The organism is Polymorphospora sp. A560, assembly GCF_045781765.1.
Taxonomy (GTDB): Bacteria; Actinomycetota; Actinomycetes; order Mycobacteriales; family Micromonosporaceae; genus Polymorphospora; species Polymorphospora lycopeni.
Genome location: NZ_CP122282.1, coordinates 7,249,993 through 7,276,444 on the forward strand (window position 1 = coordinate 7,249,993; position 26,452 = coordinate 7,276,444).

Consider the following 26,452-nt stretch of genomic DNA (forward strand, 5'->3'; position numbering starts at 1 on the left):
GCCGAACCACGCAGACCCGTGGATCCGACATCAGTACGCTCCGGAAGTTCGGGCGACGGCGGTGACCGTACGCATCAGAATCACGATGTCGAGGGACAACGACCAGTTCTCGACGTACCGCAGATCCAACCGGATCGCCTCCTCCCAGGACAGGTCCGATCGGCCGGAAACCTGCCACAGACCGGTCATTCCGGGCTTGACCGCCAACCGCCGCCGGACGTCGTCCGGATACGCCGCCACCTCCTGCGGCAACGGCGGACGCGGGCCGACCAGCGACATCTGCCCCCGAAGCACGTTCAGCAACTGCGGCAGCTCGTCCAGGGACAGCCGGCGCAACCACCGGCCGACCGGCGTGACCCGCGGATCGTCACGGATCTTGAAGAGCACCCCGTCGTGCTCGTTGAGATGCGCCAACTCCGCCAGCCGCGCCTCGGCGTCGAGATACATGCTGCGGAACTTGTACATCAGGAACGGACTGCCGTCGCGGCCAGTTCGCACCTGACGGAACAATACCGGGCCGGGTGAGTCACGCCGGATGGCGACCGCCACCGCGAGCAGCACCGGGGCCAGCAGCACCAGCAGAAACGCCGCACCGACCCGGTCCACGACCTCCTTGACCACCCGGGCGCCCCCCTCCAGCCGGGGATGCTCGACGTGCAGCATCGGCAGCCCGTCCACCGGCCGGATCGTCGTACGCGCACCCGCGACGTCGATCAAGGCGCTCGCCACGATCAGGTCCACCTCGTCGCGCTCCAGCCGCCACGCCAACCGGCGCAGCGCCTGCCCGTCCAGTTCCGGGCAGGACAGCACGACCACGGTGTCCGCCGCCGACGCCCGCACCGCCTCGGCCACGTCGTCGAACGTGCCCAGGACCGGCAGGTCCACGTCGCCGGCCCGGCTCGGCGGCAGGCAGGCCCCCACCACCTCCATGCCGTGATACCGCTCCCGGCGCAACTGCCGGGTGACGTGCAGGATCGCCAACTCGTGCCCAACCACGACCACCCGGCGCAGGCACTCGCCCCGCTCGCGGGCCCGGTGCAGGCGCTTGCGCAGCGCGAACCGTACGACCACCGCCGCGAACGCCGCCGCCGGCAACGCCACCAGCACGTACGACCGGGCCGTCGGGATGTCGAACGCGTACGACACGATCGCCGCCCCGGCCGTCAGCCCCAGCCCCGCCCGGATCACCCGCTGGTACTCGTCGGTCCCGACGAAGAGGAACCTGCTCTCGTACGCCCGCGCCAGCGCCAGCACCGCCACCAGCGCCACCGGCAACAGCACCGAGAACAACAGATAGACGCGGTCCTCGACACTGGTCACCCGCCCGAAGCGCAGCACGAACGCCAGCGCCCCGGCCGCCAGCCCCACGCCGAGATCGGCGAGCAGCAGCGTCGACCGGTACCGGGACTCCCAGCCGGCCCGGCGCGGCACCGCGGCATGACGCCCCGGCACCCGGCGCGACCAGAACGGCGGCCGCGTCGCGTGCCGCGCCGGACGGGCACCGCCGGCCGACTCGCGGGCCCGGCGCGCCCGCCGTCCCGCGCCCGGATCGTCGAGAAGATGCGGGTCGTCGAGAAGACCGAACCGGTCGTCGAGATCGAGGCCCGACCGGTCCACCGGATCGAACGCCTGCTCGATGTCGCGAACCAGCTCCGGATCGGCCCGGGCGACCGTCAGCGGGCGACCGGCGCCACCGGCCGGCGCCGGACTGGTCGGCACCACCGAGAAATCGAAGAACGGCAGCACGATCGTGTCGTCCTGCCGCCCTGGCGGGGCCCCCGCGGTCGGATCGAAGTCACTCAACCACCACCGCTGCACCCTGCCTCCCGAAAACCCGCAACCACGAACAGACCACCACAACGGGTACGTCTGCCGTGACCAACGCGTAAACGGGACGGGCGACACGGCGTCGCCGGACCGCCGCTACGAAGCGTGGTAGGTGTTCTGGGCCCACTCCAGCCCGCGGGTCACCACCGCCTCCACCACGTCGGCGGCCCGGTCGACCAGGAACTCCAACTCCTTACGCTCCACGGTCGAAAAGTCGGACAACACATAGTCGGCCGGATCCTGCCGGCCCGGCGGGCGGCCGACACCGAACCGCACCCGCAGGTAGTCCTTCGTCCCGAGCGACTTCGACATCGAGCGCAGCCCGTTGTGCCCGCCCTCGCCGCCACCGGACTTCGCCCGCAACTGCCCGTAGGCGATGTCCAGTTCGTCGTGAACCGCGACGACCTGCCCCGGCGGCACCTTGTAGAACTGCGCCAGAGCCGCCACCGGCCCGCCGGACAGGTTCATGTACGTCAACGGCTTCGCGATCACCAGCTTGGGCCCGCCGAACCCCAGCCGCCCTTCGGCCACGTCCGCCACCGCCCGCCGGTGCCGGCCGAACTTCGCCCCGACCCGGCCCGCCAGCAGATCGGCGACCATGAAGCCGACATTGTGCCGGTTGCCGGCGTACTCCCGGCCCGGATTGCCGAGCCCGACCACCAACCACGGGTGAGCAACGTCCGACATGCTCGTCCTTCTCCTCGCCGACTTCCCCGGAATCCTCGCCGACAACCCGGAAACGGACCAGGCGTCCCCGAACGGATCGGGGACGCCTGGTTGAAGTGCTTTCGATCAGGCTTCGGCCGTGGCCTCGGCCTCGGCGGCCTCGCCCGTCTCCTCCGCCGCGTCCTCGGTGACCTCGGCGGTCTCCTCGGCGACCGGCTCGCCACCCTCGGCCTCGAGCTGCTCGGCGGTCGGCGCCACCGTCACCGCGGCCACCACCAGCTCCGGGTCGACGGTCAGCTCGACACCGGCCGGCAGCTTCACGTCGGCGGCGGTGACCTGCGAACCGGCCGCCAGGCCCTCGATCGAGGCCTCCAGGTGGTCGGGCAGCTTGGTCGCGTCGGCGTTGACCGACAGCGTCGAGTGCTCGTGCACGATCAGCGTGTCGCGGGCCGCCTCGCCGATCAGCTGCACCGGTACGTCGACGGTGATCTTCTCGCCGCGGCGTACGAGCAGCAGGTCGACGTGCTCGAACGTGTCACGGATCGGGTCACGCTGAATCGCCTTCGACACCGCGAGCACCTGGGTGCCGTCGGTGACGTCGATCGCGAAGAGCGCGTTGGCACCGTTGTGCCGGATCGCGGCGGCGAACTCCCGCGCCGGCAGCGCGATGTGGCGGGGCTTCTCGCCGTGGCCGTAAAGCACGGCCGGAACCTTGCCAGCCCGGCGGGTACGACGGGCACCACCCTTGCCGAACTCGGTACGGGGCTCGGCGCTGATCTTTACCTCGGACACGGGGAAACTCCTGATGCTATGGCTGCGGCGGGACGTCGGCTGGCGGTGCCGGGCGGGGGGCTCGCTGGGGCTCCTCGAAAGAGGCGCACTGCCCGGAGCACCGTGTCGATGACGGTGCCCCCATGCGGCTGTGCCTTCCCGGCACCGCGCTCTTCGCACGGTGTCGACACCGCACCTTCCGGCACTGTGTCACATCGTGCCGTCAAGCGCTGGTTCGGTCAGCAGCGGCCCGCAGGGCACCCTCGCCATGGCAACCGCATAAGTCTACCCGAGCCACCGACCGGCCCTGACGCCGTACCCTGCCAATCGGCTCTGATCCCCCGGACGAGGGCGTCCCCCGCGCCGGTAACCGGCGCGGGGGACGCCTCAAGTCAGCTCAGCCCACCGAAAAGGGTGGTCACCGAACCGTCGTCGAAGACCTCCCGGATCGCCCGCGCCAGCAGCGGCGCGATCGACAACACGGTGATCTTGTCGAGCCGCTTCTCGGGCGGCAGCGGCAGCGTGTTGGTCACCACCACCTCGCTGATCCGGCTGTTCTTCAACCGCTCCGTCGCCGGATCGGACAGCAGCGCGTGCGTCGACGCCACCACGATGTCGGCCGCACCGGCGTCGTAGAGGATCTCCGAAGCCTTGGTGATCGTGCCGCCGGTGTCGATCATGTCGTCGACGATCAGGCAGACCCGACCCTCGACCTCACCCACCACCCGGTTGGCGACCACCTGGTTGGGCTTCGACGGGTCACGCGTCTTGTGGATGAACGCCAGCGGGCAACCACCCAACCGGTCCGTCCAGCGCTCCGCCACCCGCACCCGGCCGGAGTCCGGCGCGACGACCGTCATCGGCCGGCCGGCGAACTTCGACTCGACGTAGGCGGCCAGCGTGTCCATCGCGAACAGGTGGTCGACCGGGCCGTCGAAGAAACCCTGGATCTGCGCGGTGTGCAGGTCCACCGTCAGGATCCGGTTGGCTCCCGCCGTCTTCAGCAGGTCGGCGACCAGCCGGGCCGAGATCGGCTCCCGGCCGCGGTGCTTCTTGTCCTGCCGCGCATACGGATAGAACGGCAGGACCACGGTGATCCGCTTGGCCGAGCCGCGCTTCAGCGCGTCGACCATGATCAGCGTCTCCATGACCCACTTGTTGACACCGTGCGTCACGGACTGGACGACGAAGGCGTCCGAGCCACGCACCGACTCCCGGTATCGAACAAAGATCTCACCGTTGGCGAACTCGTAGGAATCGCTCGGCGTCGGTGCCACGCCCAGCACCTGGCCGATCTCCTCGGCAAGGTCGGGAAACCCCCGACCGGAGAAGAGCATCAGGCTCTTGCGGTTTTCGGCGACGATGCTGCCCATCGGCTCGTCTGCTCCCGTACGTTCGGTGGTGCCGGTGGCTCCGGGACTATTCGAGTGCAGTATCACCCGAGGTCGAATCCCGTTCACTTGCGTCGGCCATGACGTGCAATCCCTCACCCTCGACACCGGCCCCCGGCCCCGTCCCGGCAGCCCGCGCCGCGGCCTCCGCCGCCGCCGTACCCGGCCGGCGCCGCTCGACCCAGCCGGGGATGTTGCGCTGCTCACCACGCGCCACGCCCAGCGCACCCGGCGGCACGTCGTTGATGATCACCGAACCGGCCGCCGTATAGGCACCGTCACCGACCGTCACCGGCGCCACGAACATGTTGTCGGCACCGGTACGCGCGTGACTACCGATCGTCGTATGGTGCTTGGCCACCCCGTCGTAGTTGACGAACACCGTCGCCGCACCGATGTTGCTCTGCTCGCCGATCGTCGCGTCACCGACGTACGACAGGTGCGGCACCTTCGACCCCTCGCCCACCGCGGCGTTCTTGGTCTCGACGAACGTACCGACCTTCGCCTTACGCGCCAGCCGCGACTTCGGCCGCAGATAGGCGTACGGGCCGACGCTCGCCTGCGGCCCGATCTCGGCCTGCACCGCGTGCGCCCGCAGCACCGTGGCGCCCCCGCCCACCGTCGTGTCGATCAGCGTCACGTCCGGACCGACGATGGCCCCCTCGCCGACGACGCTGCTCCCCCGCAGCTGGGTGTTCTGGTCCAGCACGGCATCCCGCTCCAGCCGCACCGTCACGTCGACCCAGGTCGTCTCCGGGTCGAGGATGCTCACCCCGGCCCGCATCCAGCCGGCGTTGACCCGGTCGCGCAGCAGCCGGCGCAGGGCGGCCAACTCGACCCGGTCGTTGCAACCGAGCGTCTCCGTCGCGTCGGCGGCCACGTGCACCGCGACCGCCTCACCCGCCGCCGACAGCAGCCCGAAGACGTCGGTCAGGTATTCCTCACCCTGGTCGTTGTCGGTCGACAGCTTGCCGAGCGCCCCGCGCAGCAGCCGGGCGTCGAAGGCGTAGATGCCGGCGTTGATCTCACGGATCGCCCGCTGCTCCGCGGTTGCGTCGCGCTCCTCCACGATCTGCTCCAGGCCACCCCGGGCGTCCCGGACGATCCGGCCCAGCCCGGTCGGGTCGGTGACCTCGGCGGCAAGCACCGTGGCGGCGGCACCAGCGGTCTCGTGCGCCTCGACCAGCGCGGTGACCGTCTCCGGCCGCAGCAACGGCACGTCGCCGTTGAGCACCACGACGGTGCCCTCGGCGTCGGAGATCGCCTCGACCGCGATACGTACGGCGTGACCGGTGCCGCGCTGCTCGGCCTGCAGCACCGGAACCGCGTCCGGGGCGATCTCGCCGAGATGCGCCGCGACCTGGTCCGCGCCGTGGCCGACCACGACCAGGGTGCGATCCGCGGCAGCCGGCGCGGCCGCCGCCAGGACGTGACCGACCAGGGTACGACCCAACAGCGGGTGCAGGACCTTGGGCAGTGCTGACTTCATCCGCTTGCCCTCACCGGCGGCAAGGACGACGACGGTGCGGGTACGGGACTGAGGCACGAGAAAGGCTCCCGTCGGGGCGACTGGTTGTCTGCGGCCCCATGCTAGCCATGACCGGGCTGACGCCGTCCGGTTACACCGGAGTAGAAACCCGCCCAACGGGCTGAGCTCGGCCGCCAGGGTTCGAACCTGAAATACGGGTACCAAAGACCCGGGTGTTGCCAGTTACACCACGGCCGAAAGAGACGGTGTCAGCCTACTGCCTCGCCCACCACCGGCCGCAACCTTAACCGTGCCGGCCGACCGCCGCATCGACAATTCCCTCGATCGTCCAGTACAGCTCGCGGCTGCGTGGCACCTCCACGACAAGGCATCCGTGGTAGTCGTCGCCGGTGTTGTGGCGGGTGGTCGTCGGGCGGTGGCGTTTCAGGGTGGCCCGCCGGAACCGGTGGGCCGGCAACTGGAGGACCTCGACCCACCACGCCGCGGCCGCGGCCACGTCGGCGGACTCGTGGATGCTGACCCGATAGTGCGGCACGTCCCGTTCTATCCCGCACACCGCCAGAAACCGTAGGAACAGCTCCACCAGACGCGGGTCGCTGTTGGTCAGGGTGACCCGCTCGTCACGGCGCCACGGCTTCGACTTGCGTCCTTCGGACCAGTAGATGACGGCGCCGGCCAGCATCAGGTCGCGGTCGCCGACGACGCCGATCCGGGCGCGGACGGCGTCATGGGCCACGGCCCGCCGCCGTTCCCGTTCGTCGTGATGTCCCGCCCAGCGGGCATCCGTCATCACCTTCGCGTGTGCCCGGCGATGTTCGGCCCGACGCTCCGGGTCGACCGGGATGTGCCGCACCCATCCGTAGACGGTGGACCTGGCGACCTGCAACTCGTCGGCGATCTTCGGCACCGACCGGCCGGCGGCCCGCATCGCCAGTGCTCTGGTCCTTCGCTCGGCCGGTTGGGCCTCGGTGGCCAGGGGATCCGTCATGCCCTCGACACTCGCACAGACGTACGGATTCGAGCGAGGGTTCCACGTACGCAGGACGGTCGATGAATAGCTACGGCACCGTAAGTTACGGTAACGTAGGCGTAAGTTATTGATCTCCCCGCACGCATCGAGGTGCCATGACCACCGCAGTCCAGCCACCACCGCCCCGGACCGCCAACGCCCCCAAGCCGCTCACCGAGGGCAAGGAGCCGCTCGGCATCCTGATCGCCCTCTGGTCCTTCGTGATCATCCCGTTCCTCGCCCTGATCGCCGCCGTACCCGTGGCCTGGGGTGGCTGGCTGAGCTGGACGGACGTGGCGATCGGCCTGGTCTGGTATCTCGTCGCGGGCCTCGGTATCACGGTCGGCTTCCACCGCTACCTCACCCACGGATCGTTCAAGGCCAAGCGGTGGCTGCGGATCACCCTGGCGGTCGCCGGCTCGCTCGCCGTCGAGGGCAACGTCACGCAGTGGGTCGCCGACCACCGGCGCCACCACGCGTTCTCCGACGTCGAGGGCGACCCGCACTCGCCGTGGCGGTTCGGCACCAGCGTCTGGGGGCTGACCAAGGGCCTCTTCCACGCCCACGTGGGCTGGCTCTTCCACCGCGAACTGTCCAACCGGGCCCGGTTCGCCCCCGACCTGCTGGCCGACAAGGACATCCGGCGCGTCGACCGCCTCTTCCCGGTTCTCGTGATCATCTCGGCGCTGGCTCCGGCACTGATCGGCGGCCTGGTCACCTGGTCGTGGCAGGGCGCGCTGACCGCGTTCTTCTGGGCCGGTCTGGTCCGCATCGCCCTGTTGCACCACGTCACCTGGTCGATCAACTCGGTGTGCCATGTCTACGGCGAGCGCCCGTTCGAGGTGCGGCAGGGGGACCGCGCCTCGAACTTCTGGCCGCTGGCGATCGTGTCGTTCGGGGAGAGCTGGCACAACCTGCACCACGCCGATCCCACCAGTGCCCGGCACGGCGTGCTGCGCGGGCAGGTCGACATCTCGGCCCGGGTGATCTGGCTGTTCGAGAAGCTGGGCGCCGCGTCGGACGTACGGTGGCCGAAGCAGGAGCGGATCGCCGCGAAGCTGGTCAAATCAACCACACCGCAGTGAGCAGCGCGGTCCCGGACATCCCGCCCATGTCCAACGCCTGGCAGGATGGCCCCCGTGACCGAGCGAAGCGAGGGAACCATCAGGCTCAGTGATCCACGGTGGCGCCGAGCGCAGCGAGGTGACGCCGTGACCGAGCGGAGCGAGGGAACCATCAGGCTCAGTGATCACCACGGTGGCGCCGAGCGCAGCGAGGGGACACCGTGACCGAGCGGAGCGAGAGTCCGGCTGTCACAGGCGGTGGACGTGCCCGGCCGGCTGCCTCGGCGGCCAAGAGCGGTTCCCGGGTACGGATGTCGGCCGCCCAGCGGCGCGAGCAGTTGATCGCGACCGGCCGGCAGTTGTTCGCCGAGCGCGGCTTCGACGCGACGTCGATCGAGGAGGTCGCGGCCCGGGCCAAGGTTTCGAAGCCCGTCGTGTACGAGCACTTCGGCGGCAAGGAGGGCCTCTACGCGGTGGTGGTGGACCGGGAGGTGCGGGCGCTGCTCGACCGGATCACGACCGCGTTGACCGCCGGGCATCCGCGCGAACTGCTGGAGCAGGCGGCGCTGGCGCTCCTCGACTACATCGAGAACGAGACCCACGGCTTCCAGGTGCTGGTCCGCGAGTCGCCCGTGTTGTCGGCGACGGGCAATTTCAGCAGTGTCATGAACGACGTGGCGCACCAGGTCGAGCACATTCTGGGTGCCGAGTTCAAGAGCCGGGGGTACGACCCGAAGCTGGCGGAGCTCTACTCGCAGGCGCTGGTGGGCATGGTGGCGTTGACCGGCCGCTGGTGGCTGGAGGTGCGCAAGCCGCGTAAGGAGACGGTGGCGGCCCATCTGGTCAATCTCGCCTGGAACGGCCTGTCGCACCTGGAGGCCAAGCCCACCCTGCTCACCCGCTGAGCACGGTCACGGGGCGGTCGGTCAACTTCGGGAGGACGGCTGGCGGCGGTACATCTCTTCGGCGTGGGCGTCTTCGGGTGAGCCGACCTTGTCGTAGAGGCCGGTCGCGAGAAATATCAGCCCGAAGATCATCGACACGATCACGGTCGACATCGAGAAGTTGAGGAAGTTCAGGTCGGTCTGCATCACGGCCATCATGCCGATGGCGGCGGCCATGAACAGGATGCCGATACCGAGGTTGAGGTAGTGGGAGAAGTTCCTGCCGAGGACCGAGCCGATCAGGATGACCAGTCCGAAGACGACCGACATGATGGCGAAGGCCAGGTTGGTGCGTAGGCCGAGCACCCAGACGGGGCCGCGTTCGAAGAGCGGGTCGCCCCAGGTGCGGACGGTGCCGACGATGCCGAAGAAGAGGACGTACGCGCCGACGAGGCCGGCGATTGTCCGGTAGAGCGGCCGCAGCGGGTGGTTGACGGGTATGTGCGCCATCGCGTCTTCTCCTGCCGTACCTTCGTGGGGGCTCGGCCTGATTCTCACCCGGGACGCGCACGGGCGTCCGCCGAACGGCGGACGCCCGTGGTGGCTACGGCGGGAGGGGTGACTAGAGGATGAGGCGGGCGTCCTGCCAGGCGCGGTGCTCGTCGTCGGTGCCGACCTTGCCGTACATGCCGGCCATCAGCAGGACGATGCCGATGATCATGGTGACGACGACGGTGGCCACGGTGAAGTTGAAGATGTTGGCGTCGGTGCGCAGCACGGCGAGTTCGCCGAGGCCGAGTGCCATGAAGAGGTAGCCGAGCCACTTGTTGACGGCGGCGTCGATGTTGCGGCCGAGTCCGGTGGCCACCAGGATGATCACCCCGAGTACGGCGGAGACGACCGAGAAGCCGAGGTTGGTGCCCTGGCCGAGCACGGCGCTGCCGTCCTGCGCGAAGAACTCCCCGCTGCCGGTCTCGATGAAGCCGAGCACGCCGAAGACGATCAGGTAGAGGCCGATCAGCGCGCCGATGGCCCGGTAGATCGGCCGCGCGGGATGGTTGACGGGGTTGTGCGCCATGTCTGAAGTCTCCAACGCCGTTTCCAGTGGTGGTCGCCGACGATTCTCGCGCACAGCCCCGGCGTGACGGCGGACACCCCTGGTGGTCAGGTGTCGGGGAGCTGTTCGGCGAGGGCGAGCCAGGCTTCCTCGACGGCTTCGCGGTCGGCGGTGACGGTCCGCAGTTGGGCGTCGAGTTCGGCGACCTTGGCGTAGTCGGTGGCGTTGGCGGCGAGCTGCTCGTGCAGTCCGGCCGCCTTCTGTTCGAGCTTGGCGACCTGGCGTTCGAGCCGGGTGAGTTCCTTGCGGGCGGTGCGGACCTCGGCCGCGCTGAGTCCCGGCGCACCGGCGTCGGGCGTTCCGCCGCCGGCCGGGCGGCCGGCACCGTCCCCGGCACGCCCACCGGACGTACCAGCTGTCCGCGCGGCGGGGCCGGTGACCCGGGCCAGGTATTCGTCGATGCCGCCGGGCAGGTGGACCAGCCGGCCGTCGCCGAACATCCCGTACGCGACGTCGGTGACCCGTTCGATCAGGTAGCGGTCGTGGCTGGCGACGACGACGGTGCCGGGCCAGGAGTCGAGGAGGTCCTCTAGCGCGGCGAGGGTGTCGGTGTCGAGGTCGTTGGTCGGCTCGTCGAAGAGCAGCACGTTGGGTTCGGCGGCGAGCAGACGCAGGATCTGGAGGCGGCGCCGTTCGCCGCCGGAGAGGTCGCCGACCGGGGTCCAGAGCCTCCGGTCGTCGAAGCCGAACATCTCGGCGAGTTGGGAGGCGGCGAGTTCCCGGTCGCCGAGGGTGACCCGGCGGGCGACCTCCTCGACGGCTTCGAGGACCCGGAGTTCGCGGGGCAGTTCGGCGAGTTCCTGGGAGAGGAACGCGGGCCGGACGGTGGAGCCGGTGACGATGCGTCCCTTGTCAGGTTCGCGTACGCCGGCGAGCAGCCGGAGCAGGGTGGTCTTGCCGGCCCCGTTCGCGCCGAGCAGGGCGATCCGGTCGCCGGGGCCGACCTGCCAGGTGAGGTCGTCGAGGATGAGTTTGGGGCCGGCGAGCAGGGTGACGTCGGTGAGGTCGTAGACCTGCTTGCCGAGGCGGGCGGTGGCCAGCCGTTGCAGGGTGACGGTGTCGCGGGGTTCCGGCACGTCGGCGATGAGCGCGTTGGCGGCCTCGATCCGGAAGCGCGGCTTGGACGTACGGGCCGGCGGGCCGCGCCGCAGCCAGGCGATCTCCTTGCGGAGCAGGTTCTGCCGGCGGGCCTCGGTCGCGGCGGCGACCCGTTCGCGTTCGGCGCGGGCCAGCGTCCAGGCGGCGAATCCGCCTTCGTAGACGCGTACGGCGCGGTCGGCGACCTCCCAGGTGGTGGTGCAGACGGCGTCGAGGAACCAGCGGTCGTGGGTGACGACGACGAGGGCGCCGCGCCGGCCGGTGAGGTGGCGGGCGAGCCAGTCGACGCCGGCGACGTCGAGGTGGTTGGTGGGCTCGTCGAGGATCAGCAGGTCGGCGGTGCGGACCAGGAGGGCGGCCAGTGCCACCCGGCGCCGTTCGCCGCCGGACATCGGTCCGACGGGCTGGTCGAGGCCGAGGTGGGGCATGCCGAGGCCGTCGAGGATCGACCGTACGCCGGCGTCGCCGGCCCATTCGTGTTCGGCGCCGAAGCCCTCGGGCAGCCAGGCGGTGCCGATGACGACGTCGCGGACGGTGGCTTCGGGGGCCAGGTCGAGGGTCTGCGGCAGCCAGGCGACCCGCAGGTCGCGGCGGTGGGTCACCCGGCCGGCATCCGGTTCCTCGATCTTGGTCAGCATCCGGAGCAGGGTGGACTTGCCGGCGCCGTTGAGGCCGACGACGCCGATCCGGTCGCTGTCGTCGAGGCCGAGGGAGACGTCGGTGAGGAGCTGGCCGGCCGCGCCGTAGCCCTTGGACACCCGGTCCAGGTTGACGATGTTGGCCAAGGCTCCACCTCTGCTGGCTGTGCGCATGTGTGCGGTCGTCCGCGGGTGCGGGCGACCGCCAGAACTAATGTGCGACCGCGGGTTTTGCGGGCGACCGCCAAGACTAGCTGCGACCGCGGGTTGTGCGGGCGACCGCCGGGACTAACTGCGACCGCGGGTTGTGCGGGCGACCGCCGGGACTAACTGCGACCGCGGGTTTGTGCGGGCGACCGCCGGGACTAACTGCGACCGCGGGTTTGTGCGGGCGACCGCCGGGACTAACTGCGACCGCGGGTTTGTGCGGGCGACCGCCAAGACTAACGCGGGCGGTCAGACGATCCGGGCGCCGGCGACGGGTCCGTGGGCGGTGCGGGCTTCCCGGCAGACGCCGCTGGCCGCCAGTTCGTCGGCGATGCGGCGGGCGTCGGCGGCGTCGGCGGCCAGGAACACGCAGGTCGGGCCGGAGCCGGAGACGAGGCCGGCGAGGGCGCCGGCGGCCCGGCCGGCGTCGAGTACGTCGGCGAGGGCCGGGCGCAGCGACACGGCCGCGGGTTGGAGGTCGTTGCCGAGGGCGGCGCCGAGCACGGCCGGGTCGCGTTGGCGCAGCGCGGCGAGGAGGGCGTCGGCGCTGCCGAGGGCGGGGGGTGCGGTGCCCGTGTCGCGCAGCCGGTCGATCTCGTGGTAGACCGCCGGGGTGGACAGGCCGCCGTCGGCGATGGCGACGACCCAGTGCCAGGTGCTGGGGCGGGCGAGGACGGGGCTGACCGTCTCCCCGTGGCCGGTGCCGAGCGCGGTTCCGCCGTGGACGAGGAACGGTATGTCGGAGCCGAGTCCGGCGCCGATGTCGGCGAGTTCGTCGCGGCTGAGGCCGGTGCCCCACAGCGTGTCGCAGGCGAGCAGGGTGGCGGCGGCGTCGGCGCTGCCGCCGGCGAGGCCGCCGGCGAGCGGGATCTGCTTGCGCAGGTGGAGGCGGGCGTGGGCGGGCATCCCCGCGTGGGCGGCCAGGGCGCGGGCGGCCCGGATGATCAGGTTGGTCTCGTCGAGGGCGAGTTCACCGGCGCCCTCGCCCTCCATGGTGAGGATGAGGGTATCGCCGTGGCGGGCGGTCAGCTCGTCGTGGATCGAGATCGCGTGGTAGACGGTGTTGAGTTCGTGGTAGCCGTCGGGGCGCAGTGGTCCGACCCCGAGATGCAGGTTGATCTTGGCGGGCACGCGTACCCGGACCGGTCCGGTCGCCCCCCGGCGTGGCTGGTCGCCGTCGCCACCCGGTCCCCACGCCTCGGTCACCGGACGCGACCAGCGGCGAGGCGGCGGGGGGCGGGGGGCCTGATCGGCTCGGCCCGCCCGGTCGTTGATCTCCTGTCCGGCACGGGCGACAGCCTACTCGGCGGCCGCCGTACCGCCGGGAGCCGCCGCGGCGATCGCCGCGAACTGCTCGACGGTCAGCGACTCACCGCGCGCGCCGGGGTCCACCCCGGCGCGGGTCAGCGCGCCCGTGGCCCGGTCCGGGCCGCCGGCCCAGCCGGCGAGCGCCCCGCGCAGCATCTTGCGCCGCTGCGCGAACGCCGCGTCGACGACGGTGAAGACCACCTCCCGGGGTACGTCGGCCCGGGGCGGCTCGCGCCGGGTGAACGCGACCAGTCCGGAGTCGACGTTCGGCACCGGCCAGAAGACGTTGGGCGGCACCCGGCCGGCATTCTTCGCGCTGGCGTACCAGGACAGCTTGACCGACGGGATGCCGTACACCTTGGAGCCGGGACCGGCGACCAGCCGGTCGGCGACCTCCTTCTGCACCATCACCAGGCCGCGCCGCAGGCTCGGCAGCTCGGCGAGCAGGTGCAGGACGACGGGTACGGCGACGTTGTACGGCAGGTTGGCGACCAGTGCCGTCGGCGCCGGGGCGGCGAGGTCGGCGGCGGTGATCCGCAGCGCGTCGGCGTGGTGCACGGTCAGCCGGGCGGCCTCCGCCGGCGTCGCGTACGTCCCGACGGTGTCCGGGAGAGCGCCGGCCAGCACCGGGTCGAGTTCGACGGCGTGGACGTGCCGGGCCACCGGCAGCAGGGCGAGGGTCAGCGAGCCGAGGCCCGGCCCGACCTCGACGACGACGTCGTCGGGGTCGAGGTCGGCGGCGGCGGCGATCCGGCGCACCGTGTTGGGGTCGTGGACGAAGTTCTGGCCGAGCTTCTTCGTCGGTGCGACGCCGAGCCGCGCGGCGAGTTCCCGGATCTCCACCGGCCCAAGCAGTCCCATGCCCGCAGAGCCTACGGTCCCCGTCGTCGGCCGCTGGCGGGGCAGGTTCAGGCGGTGCGGCCGGCTCGCCGGACCCGGCCGTCGGCCAGCAGCGCGAACAGTGCCAACGCGACGCCGAGGCCGACGGTCACGCTGATCACCAGCGGGCGATCGGGGTGGGTGGCGGCGGGCGCCGACATGATCCCGGCCACCGCCGTGGCAAGTGCGGCGGCCAGCATGAGGTAGCGGGCGATGGTCACCGGCGCGGCAGGCGCGGCGGAACCCGCCGACCCGGTCGGGACGGCCGCGCCGCGGGCAGTTGGGTGGCTGACGAGCAGCGCGGCCACCAGGATCGTCAGCGAGCCGACGACGCCGCCCAGGCCGGCGATCAGCCACGGCAGGCCGATTCCGGTCACGCCCGCGGTGATCCCGTTGCCGCCGGCAGCCGCGACCAGGCCGAAGGTCACCACGGCCAGTAGGTGTGACGGCGCGACACGGAGCAGCCGGCGACGCCCCGTCTGGTCAGCCCTCATCCGCGTGCCCTTCGGTGATCCACCTGTGCCCGCCCGGCGGCGTACGCCGGGCCAGGGCCCGACCGCTGCCCCGTTACCAGGGGCCGAAGACGCGGTCGCCGGTGGCGGAGATGGCCGCGCAGAGTTCGTCGAGGTCGGTGCCGGTCGTCTCGGCCAGTGCCCGCACGGTCAGCGGGATCAGGTACGACGCGTTGGGGCGACCCCGGTGCGGCATCGGCGTCAGGTAGGGCGCGTCGGTCTCGACCAGCAACTGGTCCAGCGGGGTGATCTTCGCGGCGTCGCGCAGCGCGGTGGCGCTGCCGAACGTCACGGTGCCGGCGAAGCTGAGCACGTAGCCCCGGCGTACGCACTCGGCGGCGAACTCGGCGTCGCCGGAGAAGCAGTGCAGTACGACGGTCTCCGGCGCGCCTTCGTCGTCGAGCACCCGCAGTACGTCGGGGTGCGCGTCCCGGTCGTGGATGACCAGTGCCTTGCCGAAGCGCTTGGCGATGGCGATGTGCGCCCGGAAGCTGCGCTCCTGGGCCGCCCGGCCGTCCTCTCCGGTGCGGAAGAAGTCCAGGCCGGTCTCGCCGATGCCGCGTACGCGGTCGTCGGCGGCGAGCGTCTCGATCTCGCGCAGCGCCTCGTCGAGGTCGGCCAGCCGGGGCGCCTCGTTGGGGTGCAGCGCGACCGTGGCCAGCACCGAGGGATGCCTGGCCGCCGTCTCGACTCCCCACCGCGACGACGCGACGTCGACACCGACCTGCACCAGCCGGTCGACGCCGGCCTCGGCCGCGACGGCGATGATCGCGGCAACCGGATCGGCCGGCGGGGTGTCAGCCGCGCGGTCGCCGGTCGCCGGACCGCCGCCGGGCGTGCCGGCCTCGGTGATCGTGATGTCGAGGTGGGTGTGGCTGTCGATCACCGGCCGGGGCAGCGGCTCGGGCGCGGGCGGAAACTCACCGGCCCGCCGGGCCGCGCGCTGGCGGCGGGCCTCGGACGGCTCGGTCACTCGTTGCCGCCGAGCCGGTCGAGTTCCTCGTCGACGATCGACGGGTCGAGCTTGCGGAAGACCGGCTTCGGCACGGCCAGCGGACGGCCGACCGGCAGCGGCACCGACTCCCAGCGGGTGCCGACGGTGTAGTCGCCGGTCAGCACCGGGTAGGCCGGCCCGCCGTCGAGGTCCTCGACCTCGACGATCGACGGCATCGGGGCGTGTACGCCGGTGCCGCCGAGCAGCTCGTGCACCTTCTGCGCCGAGTGCGGCAGGAACGGGGTGAGCAGCGTGTTCGCGTCGCTGACCACCTGGAGCGCGACGTGCAGGATGGTGCCCATCCGGGGCTTGTCGTCGTCGCCCTTGAGCTTCCACGGCGCCTGGTCGGACAGGTAGCGGTTGGCCTCGGCGACGACCCGCATCGCCTCCCCGATCGCCTGCTTCTGCCGGTGCCGGCCGATCAGGTCGCCGACGGTGTCGAAGCCGGCGCGGGCGGTGGCGAGCAGCGCCTCGTCGGCGGGGGTGAGCCCAGCCGGGTCGACCGGCGGGACGGCGCCGAAGTTCTTCGCCGCCAGTGAGATCGACCGGTTGACCAGGTTGCCCCAGCCGGCGACGAGTTCGTCGTTGTTGCGGCGGAGGAACTCGGCCCAGGTGAAGTCAGTGTCGTTGCTTTCCGGGCCGGCGACCGCGATGAAGTAGCGCAGCGCGTCGGCGTCGTAGCGGGCCAGGAAGTCGCGTACGTAGATGACGACCTGGCGCGACGACGAGAACTTGCGGCCCTCCATGGTCAGGAACTCGCTGGAGACGACCTCGGTCGGCAGGTTGAGCCGACCCAGTTCGCCGGGGTTGCCGTCGCGGTCGCCCTCGCCGGAGTAGCCGAGAAGCAGCGCCGGCCAGATCACCGAGTGGAAGACGATGTTGTCCTTGCCCATGAAGTAGTAGCCGCGGGCGTCCCTGCCCTCGCCGTCGGCGGCCCACCACCGACGCCAGGCGTCGGAGTCGCCGGAGCGGCGGGCCCACTCGATGGAGGCGGACAGGTAGCCGATGACCGCGTCGAACCAGACGTAGATCCGCTTGTCGCCGCGGTCGCGCCAGCCGTCGAGCGGGATCGGCACCCCCCACTCCAGGTCGCGGGTGATCGCCCTCGGCTGCAGGTCGTCGAGCAGGTTCTTGGAGAACCGCAACACGTTGGTGCGCCAACCCTCGCGGGTGTCGAGCCACTTGCCGAGCGCCTGGGCGAAGGCGGGCAGGTCGAGGAAGAAGTGCTCGGTCTCGACGAACTTCGGCGTCTCGCCGTTGATCTTCGAGCGTGGGTTGATCAGGTCGACCGGGTCGAGCTGGTTGCCGCAGTTGTCGCACTGGTCGCCGCGGGCGCCGTCGTAACCGCAGATCGGGCAGGTGCCCTCGATGTAGCGGTCGGGCAGGGTACGGCCGGTCGACGGCGAGATGGCGCCCATGGCGACCTTGGGCACGATGTAGCCGTTGGCGTACAGCCCCTCGAAGATCTGCTGCACGACCGCGTAGTGGTTGCCGGTCGTGGTCCGGGTGAAAAGGTCGTACGACAGCCCGAGGCCGTGCAGGTCCTCGACGATGACCCGGTTGTAGCGGTCGGCCAGCTCTCGGGGGGTCACCCCCTCCTTGTCCGCCTGGACCTGGATCGGGGTGCCGTGCTCGTCGGTGCCGGAGACCATGAGTACGTCGTGCCCGGCCATCCGCATGTACCGGCTGAATACGTCGGAGGGCACTCCGAAGCCGGAGACGTGGCCGATGTGGCGCGGGCCGTTGGCGTAGGGCCAGGCGACCGCGGCGAGAACGTGACTCATGGCCGACAAGCCTAGTGACCGGGTACGCGACGACGCGAACGGATAGCCGAGCCGACCGACTCCCGGCCTTCTTCACGCCAGCCGGGCGACTTGTCCGCTTTGTCGGCCGACACGCGCGGCCGGCTGCGCCACCATCCGACCGGGGCGTAGTCCAATGAAGGTTGTGACGGGCGAATCTACGGCGGCGCGACCGGGCGACAGCACCGACAGCACACCGGCCACGACGGCCCGGCCCGGGACCGGCCGGGGCGGCAGCGGTGCCGGCCCCTGGGCGGAAACGGGCCCGGACGCCGCCTGGTGGCGGGGCGATCCGGCCGCCACGGCGGCCAGGTTCGCTTCGGCACCGGCATCCGAACCGGCCGTCCCGCCGGCCCCGACCGTCAGCCTGACGCCGGAGGCCCGGACCGCGCCACCCACCGAGACGGAGGCCGACCGGCCCGGCCCGGTGCGGGAGCCCGTCGAGCCGGACCCGATGCCGACGCCCGTCGCGCCCGGTCCGGCCGCCCTGGGTGCGGCGGTCCCCGGCCGAATTGCGGCTCCGGCCGAACCCGCCCCCGCGGTGCCGGCGGATCCGCCGGCACCGTCCGACGACGCGCCCCGAGCCGCCGAGTTCGTGAAGCCGGCCCCCGCGCCCACGGACGCGACCACCCGGCCCGGCACCGACCTCCCCGCACCCCGGGCGGCCGCCCCGATCCCGGCGGCCACGGACACCCCGGATCCGGACACCCCGAATCCGGACGAGGCACCGACCGCCACGACCGAGCCGACCGAGCCGACCGAGCCGACCGAGCCGACCATGGTGAGTGCACCCGTCGCCGCGCCCGACGTCACCGACGAGCCCGAGCCGGCCGATGCCCCTGAAGCAGGCAAAGCACCCGAACCCACTACGGAACCCGAACCAGCCGACGAGGGGTCGACCGGCGGAGCGGGGACGGCCGGAGAACCCGAGGCCGCCGAAAGGCCCAAGCAGGCCGACGACCCCGAACCGGCACCCGAACCGGCACACGGACCCGAGCCGGCACACGAACCCGAACCGGCACACGAACCCGAGCCGATGCACGAAGCCGTGGCCGGCACGGTGCCGCTCCCGGCCGGCGGCCACGCCCCCGCGACAAAACCCGACCCGGCCGGCATCCCCGAGGGCGTCCGCGCCGAACCCGACCCCGAGCCGGCCGTCGTCGACGGTGACAGTGGTGCCGGCAGCCGGCGCGACGGGGTCGAGCCGACGATCGGAGTGGAATCCGCCCAGCTCGAACTGCCGGCGCAACCGGTCGTGGTGGCGCGGCCGGTACCCGCCGTACCGGATGGGGGTGGCCGGGCGACGGCCCGGGCCGCGGTCCCTGCCGCACGCGCGGCGGAGCCCGCGCGGACGGCCCCGGCGGACGGCGAACCGTTCTGGTTGCCGACCGAGGACGTGCCCGGTGGCGGGCCGGAGTGGCCGGGGCAGCGGATGCGGGCCGGCCGGCGGCAGCCGGCGACGGCCGCGCCGCGACGGGGCAAGGTGCCCCGGCCGCCGCGCCGCCCGATCGCCGGCCTGGCGTCGCTGGTGCTGTTGGCGCTGGTGGCGACGTTCTTCGCGTGGGTGAGTGCCGAGCCGCTGTGGCTCGCGCTGGGGCGCGGCAGCGCCGGTACGGCGACCGTGACGAACTGTGCCGGCGACGGTGTCGGCCAGCGCTGCGAGGGTGCGTTCACGTCGGCGGGCGGGACGTTCACCAGCGGGTCGGTGCGGCTGCTCGGGGTGACACAGGAGCAGCGGAGTGCGGGTACGCAGGTGTCGGCGCGGATGGTCGACTCGGACAGCGGTACGGCGTACGTGGCCGGCGACACGGCGACGCTGCATCTGCGGTGGGCGCTCGGGCTGACGCTGGTGCTGCTGTGCGGGGTCGGCATCGTCTGGGCGACGGGCGCGCTGCGCCTGACCGACCGGCGGTCCCGGCGCCTGGCGACCCTGACCAGCCTGGCCGCCCCGCTGCTCCTGACCATCGGCTTCCTGGCCGCAACGTTCTGACCGCCGCCCCGCATGATCCTGGTGATCAGGGAGTGGGTCGGGCGTGTCGTCGGCGCGTCGGGGTGCGAACTCCCTGATCACGCGGATCTTGGCGGTCAGGCCGGGGCGTGGACGATCTGGTAGACGTCGCGTCGGCGGAGCGCGTGGGTGGTCGCCACCGCTTCGATGGCGTCGCGGCGGGTCATGCCGGCGGCCTCGTGGCCGGCCACCTCGGCCCGTAGCTCGGCGTCGGTCGGCCGCGGCGGCGGGCCGGCCGGCGCGCCGGCCACCACCAGGGTGATCTCGCCGCGCGGTTCGCCGGCGGCGGCCCAGGTGGCCAGTTCGCCGAGCGGCTGGCGCAGCACCTCCTCGTACGTCTTGGTCAGCTCGCGACAGACGGCGGCCGGCCGGTCGGGGCCGAAGGTGGTGGCGAGGTCGGCGAGCGTGCCGGCGATCCGGTGCGGCGACTCGAAGAAGATCAGGGTGCGTTCCTCGGTGGCGAGGGCGCGTAGCCGGGCGCGGCGCGGGCCGCCGGTGCGGGGCAGGAAGCCCTCGAAGCAGAACCGGTCGCTGGGCAGGCCGGAGACGGCGAGCGCGGTGGTGACGGCGCTCGGACCGGGGGCGGCGGTGACCGGTGCCCCGGCGTCGAGGGTGGCCCGGACGAGGCGATAGCCGGGGTCGGAGACGCTCGGCATGCCGCCGTCGGTGACCAGCGCGACCAGCGCGCCGTCCACGATGGCCCGAACCAGGTCGGCGGTGCGCCGTTCCTCGTTGCCCTCGAAGTACGACACGATCCGGCCGGCGACGGTGATGTCGAGGTCGCGGGCCAGCCGGGTGAGGCGTCGGGTGTCCTCGGCGGCGACGATGTCGGCGGCGGCGAGCGTGTCCCGCAGCCGGGTGGAGGCGTCGGCGGGGTTCCCGAGCGGTGCGCCAACAAGCACCAGTCGCCCTTTTGCGGACAAATTTCCCACCAATCGAGCCCTTCATCGACACGCGTGACTTACAACAGTTGGACAACGGACGTCGTTTTACGCCTCCGCAGCCTACGATCGCGGGGTGACCCCGGCGGCGACAGCGCAGAAGCGCATCGACAGCGCGCAGACCGTCCGCGAACAACCGGACGAATCGGTGCCCACCGCGTCCGGCGGCGGACCGGACGACGGCCCGGCGCGCGGCATCCCGGCGATCGTACGGCGCCGCCTGGCGCCCTTCGACGCACGCCTCGACCCGTGGTCCTGGGTCGCGACCGGCGTCGTCGTGGCGATCGCCGCGATCCTGCGCCTGGTCGGGCTGGGACATCCGCCGGGCAAGATCTTCGACGAGATCTACTACGCCCGCGACGCGTGGGGCCTGGTCACCAAGGGCGTCGAGTGGAACTACACGGACAACGTCGCCTCCTACGTGGTGCATCCGCCGCTCGGCAAGTGGCTGATCGGGCTCGGCCAGTGGGCCTTCGGCTACGCCGACACCGAGCAGAACATCTCGGTCGCCGGCAACATCGTGACCCTCTCGCCGGAGGTCGGCTGGCGGATCGCCCCGGCGATCATCGGCGCCCTGTCCGTGCTCATCATGGTCCGGACGGCCCGCCGGCTCTTCCACTCCACCGTGCTCGGTTGCGCCGCCGGTCTGCTGGTCGCCCTCGACGGCTTCCACCTCGTACTGTCGCGCACCGCGCTGCTCGACATCTTCATCATGTTCTTCGTCTTCGCCGCCTTCGCCGCCCTGGTCGTCGACCGTGACGTACGGCGCCGCCGCTGGCTGAACGCGATGGAGGCGGGCCTCGACCCGAGCCGCCCCGGGCGGGCCGGCCGGCCCGCCTTCGACTGGCGCACCGGGATCCCGTGGTGGCGGCTGCTCGCCTTCGTGCTGATGGGCTGCGCGGTCGCGGTCAAGTGGAGCGCCCTCGCCTTCGTGCCGGTCTTCGTGCTGATGATCCTGTGGTGGGAGGCCGGTGCCCGCCGGTCGGCCGGCGTACGGCGCCCGTGGCGGGACACGCTGCTCGACGAGTCCGGCTGGCTGATTCTCGGTGGCGTGGTGCTGGCGCTGACCTACCTGGCGACCTGGACCGGCTGGTTCATCAGCGACGAGGGCTACTACCGGCACTGGCGGGCCGACTCCGGCCTGTCGGAACCGCCGATGATCGGGGCGCTGCTGAACCTGGCGCACTACCACTCCGAGGCGTACAGGTTCCACAGCACCCTCGACACCTCACACACCTACCAGTCGTGGCCGTGGCAGTGGCTGCTGCTCGGCCGTCCGGTGGCGTTCTACTGGTCGACCGACGGGGCCTGCGGGGCGGCGAGCTGCGCGGCCGAGATCCTGCTGCTCGGCACACCGCTGCTGTGGTGGTCGTTCCTGCCGGCCATCGTGGCGGTGGCCTGGCTCGGCATCGCCCGGCGCGACTGGCGGGCCGGCACGATCCTGCTCGCCCTGGCCGCCGGCCTGCTGCCCTGGTTCTACTACGCGCTCGACAGCCGCACGATGTTCAACTTCTACACCGCGCCGGCCCAGCCCTTCCTGGTGCTGGCGGTGGTCTACGTGCTCGGGGCGATCATCGGCCAGACCCGGCCGGCGGTGCCGGCCGGCGGTGCCGACGCGTCCCCGGCACAGCCGGGCGACACCGGCGGACCGCCGGACGCCGGCCCGCCGGAGAGCGTCGCCGGCCCGGGGGTGGGGCGGCCGAGCGAGCCGCCGCCCAGGTCGGAAGCGGCCGGCGCCGCGCCGGCCGAGGGCTCCGACGTGGTCGTGGTTGGCGAGAAGTCGACGACCACCGAGCCGGAGCCCGCGTCGTCGGGTAGCTCCGACCGCCGGCTGGTCGGCGCGGTCATCGCCGGCGTGTACGTCCTGCTGGTGGCGGTCTGTTTCGCGTACTTCCACCCGGTGTTCGTCGGGAAGCTGTTGCCCTATGCCGAGTGGTCGGCGCGGATGTGGCTGGGCAGTCGCTGGATCTGATCGGGTCGACCGGCCGGGGCGCCACGGGTTCCACCGCGGCGTGCCGGCCCGGTGGGCTGCGGCCCCGCACGGCTTGACACCGGGCTGATCAGGCACGACAGGCGGCAGGCTCAGGCGCGACAAGCAGGCAGGATCAGGCGCACCTACCAGGCGGATCAGGCGCAAAAAGGTGCGCGCCCCGATCGCCTGCCACGGGGGAAGCGGGCGATTGGGGCGCGCACGCATGAGCTTAACCACCCTGGATCACCCGCACAACGGGTGACCTCCGGTCAGATTTCTGACCATAGCCTCAGCTTGCGACCGGCGGGACCGCCATGATCGCCGGTTGGCCGGCTCACCTTCTCCCACTGTTTACGCAAGATCCCTTCCCCCAAGGGAACCGCATATGTCTATATCTGCGTCAGACGATTTATCTCTCGACGTGGATGGAGTCGACATGTCACGGACCCTCCGTTGGGCTGCCGCCCTACTGGCCGGCAGCACCGTCGCCGTACTCGGCGTCGCCGCCCCCGCTCAGGCCGCCACCATCTCCCAGCCACTACGTACGATGATTGCCAACCTGCCCGTCGCCAGCGAGGTCCGTACGGGTTACAACCGGGACCTCTTCCCGCACTGGATCGACGCGAACAGCAACGGCTGCAACACCCGTTACGAGGTGCTCATCGCCGAGGCGACCACCCGGCCCTCCGTCGGCTCCGGCTGCACGCTGTCCGGCGGCCGCTGGTACTCGTACTACGACGGTGTCTCCACCACCACGCCCAGCGGCTTCGACATCGACCACATGGTGCCGCTGGCCGAGGCGTGGGACTCCGGCGCCCGCAACTGGACCAACTCGCGCCGGCAGTCGTTCGCCAACGACCTCGGCGACGCCCGGTCCCTGGTCGCCGTCACCGCCAGCAGCAACCGCTCGAAGGGCGACAAGGACCCGGCGGAGTGGACGCCGTCGCGCGACCTGTGCCGCTACATCGGCGAGTGGACCGCGGTGAAGACCCGCTGGCGTCTCACCGTCGACACCGCCGAGAAGAACGCCCTGACCAGTCGCGCTGCCGGCTGCTCCAACGTCACGCTGACCGTCACCCACGCCTTCTGACCCCGGGTCCGGTCCACCGCCGGAAGATCACGGGATAGTCCGGCGGTGGACCGGGTACGTCCTTCGGGACCGTCGTCGGCGGAACCGGAGGGTATGTCGTGAACGTCCAGACAACCGAAACCCAGATCAAGATCGGCCAGATACGCCTCGACGCCGACCTGGTGGTGCCGCCCGACGCCGAGGGCCTGGTCGTATTCGCCCACGGGAGCGGCAGCTCCCGGCACAGCCCGCGCAACCGGGCGGTGGCCGCCGTGTTCAACGAACGTCACCTGGCCACCCTGCTCGTCGACCTGCTCACGCCCGAGGAGGAGCAGACCGACCTGCAGACCGCCGAGCTGCGGTTCGACATCGGGCTGCTCGCCGACCGGCTGGTCAACATCGTGGACTGGCTGGGCGACAGCCGGGCCACGCCGCCGCTGCCGATCGGGCTGTTCGGCGCCAGCACCGGCGGGGCCGCCGCCCTGGTCGCCGCCGCCGCGGCACGCGACCACATCCGGGCGGTGGTGTCGCGTGGCGGCCGGCCCGACCTCGCCGGCCCGGCGCTCGGCGACGTACGGGCACCGGTCCTGCTGCTGGTCGGCGAGCTGGACCACGACGTACTCGAACTGAACCGGCAGGCCGCCAAGATGCTGTGCGCCGGCACCGAGCTGCGGATCATCCCCGGCGCCACCCACCTCTTCGAGGAGCCCGGCGCGCTGGAACAGGTGGCCGACGAGGCCGCGACCTGGTTCCACGACCACCTGACCATGCCGGCCTGACCGACGGATCACCCGCCTTCTGTCCGACCCCCGCCGTAGCCTGACCGGACCGGCTACGGAGGGGCGGACGGATGGACCTGCTGGCGGGCGTACGCAAGATCTGTCTCGGGTTTCCCGAGGTCACCGAGCGACTGAGTCACGGCACACCGACCTGGTTCGTGCGTGGCAAGAGCACCTTCGTGACGCTGCACGAGACCGGCCATCACCGGAACCAGTTCCCGCACCTGTGGTGCGCGGCGCCGGCGGGCGCGCAGGAGGAGCTGATCGCGGCCGAGCCGGAGCGGTTCTTCCGACCGCCCTACGTCGGCCACCGGGGTTGGCTCGGCGTACGCCTCGACGGCGACGTGGACTGGACCGAGATCGCCGAACTGTGCGAGGACGCCTACCGGGTGATCGCGCCGAAGGGTCTGGTCGCCGAACTCGACGCCCGCTAGCGCCACGGCTAGGCGTCAACTGTCGTTGACAGCCTTTCGGACGTCAACTACCGTTGACTTATCAACCAAAGTTGACGGACTCCCGGAGTCTGCCCAGACTGTCGGGCATGGAGGCTGACGAGCTGATGAGCCTGGTCAAGGTAGCCGGCGACGACGATCCGAAAAGGGCCCTCGCCGCCACCGCCGCCGCCCGCCGCGAACTCGAACGCCTGGAAGCGGTGCAGGTTCGCCGCGCCCGCGCCCAGGGCGGCACCTGGGCCGAGATCGCCACCGCCCTCGGCGTGAGCAAGCAGGCCGTACACAAGAAGTACGGCGGCCGCGTCCTATTCCACAGCGAACGATAGCCCGGACCGCGCGGCCGGCCGACCCGGCTCAGCCGGCGGCGCGGGCCTGCGCCGCGAAGTATTCGGCCTGCGCCGGGAAGTAGTCGGCGAAGTCCGGCAGTGGCCGCCCGTCCCGCGCCGCCACCAGCATGTCGAGGTAGTACTCCCAGCCCGGGCCGGCGTTCTCGGCCATCCCCGGATCGGCCAGGTGGTGCACGAGTTCGAGCGTGGTCACCCCGCCGTCCTCGGTCAGCCGCACCTCCATCCGCCAGTCCCCCGCCTCGTCAAGCATCGAGACGGCGAGACGCCGGGGCGGCTCACACACCTCGATCCGCAGGTCGCACCAGGGCGTGCCCTCCTCGAAGCCCATCTGCACCTCGACGGTGCGACCAGGGCCGGGCTCGCCGCGCCAGGCGCCGAACCAGCGAACCGTCCGGTCCGACTCGGTGACGCTCGCCCAGACGTCGTCGATCGAGGCCCGGAACGTCCGGGTCAGGACCATGTCGTACGCCCCGGCCGCGCCCCTGCCGACCCGCCCGGTCGGCTTCGGGGCGCCCCCCTCACTCCGCTCGCTCATGCGCCCTCCTCACTTCGTTCGGCTGACGCATCGCCACTGAGCCAGCCGGCTCCCTCACTTCGTTCGGTCACGCGATCTCCTCCTGATCGGCTGTGGTGCGCCGTCCGGACCGGTCGGTCGGGGCGGCGCGACGGTCGCGCCGGGTGCGGCGCACCTCGGTGTCGAGAGCGTCGAGCCGGCGCTCCCACGCGCCGGCCCGGTCGAGGCCGGTGATCCACGCGACCAGCGGGCCGAGTGGCCCGGTGTCGATCGAGTAGACCCGGTGCCGCCCGTCGATCCGGTCCACGACCAGGCCGCTTTCCCGCAGCACCCGCAGGTGGCGACTGATCGCGGGGCGACTGACGGTGAACCGTGCCGCGATGTCGCCGGCGGCGAGCGGACGCTCGCGCAACGCCTCCAGGATCTCCCGACGGACCGGGTCGGCGATGGCATGGGCGACGGCATCCACGAAAACATGTAACCACATGGTTACGAGTACGGCAAGAAGCCGGCCGCCGCGGAAACCTCCCCGCGACGGCCGACCTCCGACTCGACAGCACCTCGGGCGGCGCCGCGCAGCATCGCCACCCGGACACCAACCCCTGGCGGTAGATCCAGAGGGTGTAGGTGCAGAGACCGTTCCAGTCACAGCGGTGGTCGAGCCAGCGCCCCCGGACCATGCCCTTCGCCCCAGCCGGTTCACACCGCGCCTTG

Annotated in this window: 25 protein-coding genes and 1 tRNA gene; 8 read left to right on the forward strand and 18 right to left on the reverse strand. The window is 71.7% G+C overall.

The annotated features are described in order from the left end of the window. Positions 1-30 precede the first annotated feature (30 nt). From QCD66_RS32600 to QCD66_RS32630, 7 genes are all read right to left on the reverse strand, one after another. Positions 31-1,452, reverse strand: coding sequence for a sugar transferase (locus QCD66_RS32600; protein ID WP_375735825.1), 1,422 nt, complete (start codon positions 1,450-1,452; stop codon positions 31-33). Positions 1,453-1,923: 471 nt separating this feature from the next. Then, positions 1,924-2,514 (reverse strand): aminoacyl-tRNA hydrolase, encoded by a 591-nt coding sequence (gene pth, locus QCD66_RS32605; RefSeq protein ID WP_357538908.1) that lies wholly within the window; start codon positions 2,512-2,514, stop codon positions 1,924-1,926. Positions 2,515-2,619: 105 nt separating this feature from the next. Further along, entirely contained in the window at positions 2,620-3,285 is a 666-nt protein-coding gene (locus QCD66_RS32610) for a 50S ribosomal protein L25/general stress protein Ctc (protein ID WP_364211630.1), read from the reverse strand. A gap of 371 nt (positions 3,286-3,656) precedes the next feature. Continuing rightward, positions 3,657-4,637 (reverse strand): ribose-phosphate diphosphokinase, encoded by a 981-nt coding sequence (locus QCD66_RS32615; RefSeq protein WP_357538910.1) that lies wholly within the window; start codon positions 4,635-4,637, stop codon positions 3,657-3,659. Between the two features lie 46 nt (positions 4,638-4,683). Further along, positions 4,684-6,201, reverse strand: coding sequence for a bifunctional UDP-N-acetylglucosamine diphosphorylase/glucosamine-1-phosphate N-acetyltransferase GlmU (gene glmU / locus QCD66_RS32620; protein WP_375735818.1), 1,518 nt, complete (start codon positions 6,199-6,201; stop codon positions 4,684-4,686). Between the two features lie 108 nt (positions 6,202-6,309). Next, a tRNA-Gln gene (locus tag QCD66_RS32625) sits at positions 6,310-6,381 on the reverse strand. A gap of 46 nt (positions 6,382-6,427) precedes the next feature. Then, positions 6,428-7,132, reverse strand: a complete 705-nt coding sequence (locus tag QCD66_RS32630; protein WP_375735817.1) for a helix-turn-helix domain-containing protein — start codon at positions 7,130-7,132, stop codon at positions 6,428-6,430. 137 nt (positions 7,133-7,269) lie between these two features. Here QCD66_RS32630 and QCD66_RS32635 point away from each other — a divergent pair, with 137 nt between their 5' ends. Both QCD66_RS32635 and QCD66_RS32640 read left to right on the forward strand, forming a co-directional pair. Beyond that, positions 7,270-8,238, forward strand: a complete 969-nt coding sequence (locus tag QCD66_RS32635; protein WP_375735816.1) for an acyl-CoA desaturase — start codon at positions 7,270-7,272, stop codon at positions 8,236-8,238. 290 nt (positions 8,239-8,528) lie between these two features. Beyond that, positions 8,529-9,122, forward strand: coding sequence for a TetR/AcrR family transcriptional regulator (locus QCD66_RS32640; protein ID WP_364211966.1), 594 nt, complete (start codon positions 8,529-8,531; stop codon positions 9,120-9,122). A 21-nt stretch (positions 9,123-9,143) separates the two neighbouring features. Here the strand turns inward: QCD66_RS32640 and QCD66_RS32645 are convergent, their stop codons facing one another. The 8 genes from QCD66_RS32645 to metG all read right to left on the reverse strand — a co-directional run bounded on the left by QCD66_RS32645 (position 9,144) and on the right by metG (position 17,638). Next, complete coding sequence (locus QCD66_RS32645; RefSeq protein WP_375735815.1) at positions 9,144-9,611, reverse strand: DUF4383 domain-containing protein; 468 nt, start codon at positions 9,609-9,611, stop codon at positions 9,144-9,146. Between the two features lie 112 nt (positions 9,612-9,723). Then, positions 9,724-10,179: a DUF4383 domain-containing protein gene (locus tag QCD66_RS32650; protein WP_364211615.1), complete on the reverse strand. Its 456-nt coding sequence runs from the start codon at positions 10,177-10,179 to the stop codon at positions 9,724-9,726. Between the two features lie 86 nt (positions 10,180-10,265). After that, on the reverse strand, positions 10,266-12,101 hold the full coding sequence (locus QCD66_RS32655) for an ABC-F family ATP-binding cassette domain-containing protein (protein ID WP_375735814.1): 1,836 nt from the start codon (positions 12,099-12,101) through the stop codon (positions 10,266-10,268). Between the two features lie 309 nt (positions 12,102-12,410). Continuing rightward, positions 12,411-13,367 (reverse strand): 4-(cytidine 5'-diphospho)-2-C-methyl-D-erythritol kinase, encoded by a 957-nt coding sequence (locus tag QCD66_RS32660; RefSeq protein ID WP_375735813.1) that lies wholly within the window; start codon positions 13,365-13,367, stop codon positions 12,411-12,413. 93 nt (positions 13,368-13,460) lie between these two features. After that, a complete protein-coding gene (rsmA, locus tag QCD66_RS32665) occupies positions 13,461-14,330 on the reverse strand; it encodes a 16S rRNA (adenine(1518)-N(6)/adenine(1519)-N(6))-dimethyltransferase RsmA (RefSeq protein WP_375735812.1) in 870 nt (289 codons plus the stop codon). Positions 14,331-14,377: 47 nt separating this feature from the next. Continuing rightward, a complete protein-coding gene (locus QCD66_RS32670; RefSeq protein ID WP_375735811.1) occupies positions 14,378-14,842 on the reverse strand; it encodes a hypothetical protein in 465 nt (154 codons plus the stop codon). A 73-nt stretch (positions 14,843-14,915) separates the two neighbouring features. After that, complete coding sequence (locus QCD66_RS32675; RefSeq protein WP_375735810.1) at positions 14,916-15,833, reverse strand: TatD family hydrolase; 918 nt, start codon at positions 15,831-15,833, stop codon at positions 14,916-14,918. Continuing rightward, positions 15,830-17,638: a methionine--tRNA ligase gene (gene metG / locus QCD66_RS32680; RefSeq protein WP_375735809.1), complete on the reverse strand. Its 1,809-nt coding sequence runs from the start codon at positions 17,636-17,638 to the stop codon at positions 15,830-15,832. Before metG ends, QCD66_RS32675 begins: the two co-directional genes overlap by 4 nt. 163 nt (positions 17,639-17,801) lie before the next feature. Here metG and QCD66_RS32685 point away from each other — a divergent pair, with 163 nt between their 5' ends. Beyond that, positions 17,802-19,646 (forward strand): hypothetical protein, encoded by a 1,845-nt coding sequence (locus QCD66_RS32685; RefSeq protein WP_407566913.1) that lies wholly within the window; start codon positions 17,802-17,804, stop codon positions 19,644-19,646. Between the two features lie 95 nt (positions 19,647-19,741). Here the strand turns inward: QCD66_RS32685 and rsmI are convergent, their stop codons facing one another. Continuing rightward, positions 19,742-20,587 carry a 16S rRNA (cytidine(1402)-2'-O)-methyltransferase gene (rsmI, locus tag QCD66_RS32690; RefSeq protein WP_375736461.1) on the reverse strand — a complete coding sequence of 282 codons (846 nt, stop codon included), beginning with the start codon at positions 20,585-20,587 and terminating at the stop codon, positions 19,742-19,744. A 166-nt stretch (positions 20,588-20,753) separates the two neighbouring features. Here rsmI and QCD66_RS32695 point away from each other — a divergent pair, with 166 nt between their 5' ends. The 5 genes from QCD66_RS32695 (at position 20,754) to QCD66_RS32715 (ending at position 25,203) form a co-directional block, all read left to right on the forward strand. Next, a complete protein-coding gene (locus QCD66_RS32695; protein WP_407567265.1) occupies positions 20,754-22,577 on the forward strand; it encodes a dolichyl-phosphate-mannose--protein mannosyltransferase in 1,824 nt (607 codons plus the stop codon). A gap of 436 nt (positions 22,578-23,013) precedes the next feature. Beyond that, on the forward strand, positions 23,014-23,667 hold the full coding sequence (locus QCD66_RS32700; protein WP_364211590.1) for an HNH endonuclease family protein: 654 nt from the start codon (positions 23,014-23,016) through the stop codon (positions 23,665-23,667). A 98-nt stretch (positions 23,668-23,765) separates the two neighbouring features. After that, positions 23,766-24,425, forward strand: a complete 660-nt coding sequence (locus QCD66_RS32705) for a dienelactone hydrolase family protein (RefSeq protein ID WP_364211587.1) — start codon at positions 23,766-23,768, stop codon at positions 24,423-24,425. Between the two features lie 71 nt (positions 24,426-24,496). Continuing rightward, on the forward strand, positions 24,497-24,859 hold the full coding sequence (locus QCD66_RS32710) for an MmcQ/YjbR family DNA-binding protein (protein ID WP_357538927.1): 363 nt from the start codon (positions 24,497-24,499) through the stop codon (positions 24,857-24,859). A 107-nt stretch (positions 24,860-24,966) separates the two neighbouring features. Then, entirely contained in the window at positions 24,967-25,203 is a 237-nt protein-coding gene (locus tag QCD66_RS32715; protein ID WP_357538928.1) for a helix-turn-helix domain-containing protein, read from the forward strand. Between the two features lie 28 nt (positions 25,204-25,231). Here the strand turns inward: QCD66_RS32715 and QCD66_RS32720 are convergent, their stop codons facing one another. Together QCD66_RS32720 and QCD66_RS32725 are read right to left on the reverse strand one after the other, a co-directional pair. After that, positions 25,232-25,759, reverse strand: coding sequence for an SRPBCC family protein (locus QCD66_RS32720; protein WP_375736459.1), 528 nt, complete (start codon positions 25,757-25,759; stop codon positions 25,232-25,234). A gap of 67 nt (positions 25,760-25,826) precedes the next feature. Then, the gene (locus QCD66_RS32725; RefSeq protein ID WP_375736458.1) at positions 25,827-26,207 is read right to left on the reverse strand and encodes a metalloregulator ArsR/SmtB family transcription factor; all 381 of its coding nucleotides are present in this window, start codon (positions 26,205-26,207) and stop codon (positions 25,827-25,829) included. Between the last annotated feature and the right edge of the window lie 245 nt (positions 26,208-26,452).